The 1,895-nt window shown below is 63.7% G+C and carries 2 protein-coding genes and 1 pseudogene; 1 reads left to right on the plus strand and 2 read right to left on the minus strand.

The genetic code is table 11. From position 1 onward, the window contains the following. Positions 1-559: undecaprenyl-diphosphate phosphatase (locus AHiyo1_RS11370; protein ID WP_148667547.1), on the minus strand; the 559-nt coding region annotated here is incomplete at its 3' end. Between the two features lie 109 nt (positions 560-668). On the opposite strand from AHiyo1_RS11370, the gene AHiyo1_RS11375 reads away from it, so the two are divergent. Continuing rightward, complete coding sequence (locus tag AHiyo1_RS11375; RefSeq protein WP_059388637.1) at positions 669-1,442, plus strand: potassium channel family protein; 774 nt, start codon at positions 669-671, stop codon at positions 1,440-1,442. A gap of 37 nt (positions 1,443-1,479) precedes the next feature. Here AHiyo1_RS11375 and AHiyo1_RS11380 read toward each other — a convergent pair. Next, positions 1,480-1,895 (minus strand): annotated as a pseudogene (locus AHiyo1_RS11380) (nitrite reductase (NAD(P)H)); the annotation flags it as partial.

Here is a 1,895-nt window from a genome sequence, read left to right on the forward strand (position 1 = left end):
CCGGGATCAGGGCGGCTGCCTGGGCCGTTCCGATTGCCAAGGCGCGCTTCCACGGCAGGGTGGCGATTTCGGCGTCGGAAGCCGTTGCGGTGGCGGGCTGCTCCGCGGCACGGCGGCTGTCTCTTGTCCGCAGGCGTTCGGCCCCAAAAAGGACCAGACCGTTGACCACCAGGAAGGCCGCGGCGATCAGCGGGGAACCGAAAAGGTTCCGGATAGGCTTCTCCAGGACCAAACCGATGATTCCCGCAGGCACGGTTCCAACCACGAGGAGCCAGCCGAGCTTTGCATACGTGTCTGACGGAGCAATCTTCCTGTCCCGGATTGAACGGCCAAGGCCCTTGGCAATCTCAATCCAGTCCCGGAGGAAGAAGAAGAACAGCACAATTGCTGTAGCCAGGTGGGTGGCAATGAGGAAGTTCAGGAATTCCGGCGCCTTCTGGTCCAGGCCCCAACCGAAGAGCTTGGGCAGGATGACGCTGTGGCCGAGGCTGGAAATCGGGAAGAGCTCAGTGATTCCCTGCAGCAGGCCCATGACGATGGCCTGGATCATATTAATCATGGGCTCGATCCTAGCCAGTACCGGTTACTGCGAGATGAACGTTTGCTGGGAGGCAGCCGGGTGCCAGCAGGTGAACGCCGTCAATAGGGTAGGTGGCTAATATCGACCAATGACCCAAGAACGATGGCGGCAGGTTTCCGAATGGCCCATGGTGGCGGCAGCGGTGCTGTTCCTGGTGGCCTATTCATTCCAGGTGATCGCCAATCTCAGCGAGGCCCAATCCACCGTTGTTGACACCATCATTTGGGTCACGTGGCTGGTGTTTGCCTTGGACTATGCGATGTGCCTCGTCTTGGCGCGGCGGCGCGCCAAGTGGTTCGTGCGGAACCTGCACGAATTGCTGATCCTGGCACTACCGGTCCTCAGGCCCTTGAGGTTGTTGCGGCTCGTGACACTCCTGAAGCTGCTTCATCGCACAGCCGGGAACGCCATGCGAGGCCGGATCCTCACTTTCGTCCTCGGGTCCGCGGCCCTCCTGACGTACTGTGGTGCGCTCGCCGTGCTTGATGCGGAGGAGAACGCCGCCGGCGCTAACATCACCAACTTTGGCGACGCCATCTGGTGGGCGATGGTCACCATCACCACCGTCGGCTACGGGGACCACTACCCGGTGACGGTGGTGGGACGCTGCGTTGCCGGCGGCTTGATGGTTTGCGGAATCGCCGTCCTGGGCGTCGTGACCGCATCGGTTGCCTCTTGGCTCGTTGAACAAGTCTCTTCCGGAGCTGCGGCGGCCGCGACAGTCGCCGAGGAACCCATGAAGCAGGAGATTCGCCGGCTGGCTGAGCAGGTCGAGCGCTTGAGCGCGCTTCTGGAAAACGCTGACGGCGAGCTACGAGGCGGCGTGGTCGGAGCCCGCGGCGACCACTCGCCGCCGCCTTAGCCCGCCCGTCCCCGTAGCTCGCCGTCGAGGTGCGTCCTTAGTCCCTTCCGCGGACCGGGATGCTCGCGGAAGAAATCAAGACGGCGCTCTTCTCTTCGTTGGTGGCCGGACGGATCTGGCCGCGTTCCGGGACGAAGACGATGGCCTCATCTTCCTGCTCGGGGGCGTGACGAAGGAACGGAAGCGGCGCAGCCGTTCCGGGTCCTTCAGGGTCGCGGCCCACTCGTCCTCGTAGGACCCGACGTGCTTGGCCATGGCGGCCTCGAGCTCGTCGGCGATGCCGAGCGAGTCCTCGACGACCACCTGGCGCACGTGCTCCAGGCCGCCGTCGAGCTCTTCCTGCCAGCGGGCGGTGCGTTGAAGCCGGTCGGCGGTGCGGATGTAGTACATGAAGTAGCGGTCGATGTACTTCACCAGGGTCTCGTCGTCCAAGCCGCCGGCAAGGAGCTGGGC

This window comes from Arthrobacter sp. Hiyo1, from assembly GCF_001263615.2.
Lineage (GTDB): Bacteria > Actinomycetota > Actinomycetes > Actinomycetales > Micrococcaceae > Arthrobacter.

Excerpts from the sequence above, each read along its gene's own strand:
- AHiyo1_RS11375 (WP_059388637.1), top strand. The coding sequence starts at position 669 with ATGACCCAAGAACGATGGCGGCAGGTTTCCGAATGGCCCATGGTGGCG.